The organism is Vibrio mexicanus (assembly GCF_001012815.1).
Classification (GTDB): Bacteria; Pseudomonadota; Gammaproteobacteria; order Enterobacterales; family Vibrionaceae; genus Vibrio; species Vibrio mexicanus.
In genome coordinates, this window is the sequence record NZ_JYJP01000058.1 from 1 (window position 1) to 474 (window position 474).

Sequence of the window (474 nt, forward strand, 5' to 3'; positions counted from 1 at the left end):
CCTTCCTCACTGCTGAAAGTGCTTTACAACCCGAAGGCCTTCTTCACACACGCGGCATGGCTGCATCAGGCTTTCGCCCATTGTGCAATATTCCCCACTGCTGCCTCCCGTAGGAGTCTGGACCGTGTCTCAGTTCCAGTGTGGCTGATCATCCTCTCAGACCAGCTAGGGATCGTCGCCTTGGTGAGCCCTTACCTCACCAACTAGCTAATCCCACCTAGGCGTATCCAATAGCGCAAGGCCCGAAGGTCCCCTGCTTTGCTCCGAAGAGGTTATGCGGTATTAGCCATCGTTTCCAATGGTTATCCCCCTCTACTGGGCAACTTCCTAGGCATTACTCACCCGTCCGCCGCTCGACGCCCTTAACGTTCCCCGAAGGTTCAGTTAAGTCGTTTCCGCTCGACTTGCATGTGTTAGGCCTGCCGCCAGCGTTCAATCTGAGCCATGATCAAACTCTTCAATTTAAGATTTTGT

General features: G+C 53.8%; 1 rRNA gene. It reads right to left on the reverse strand.

The features are described 5' to 3' along the window. Positions 1-464: ribosomal RNA gene (locus UA76_RS09350) — 16S ribosomal RNA — on the reverse strand; the annotation flags it as partial. Positions 465-474 lie beyond the last annotated feature (10 nt).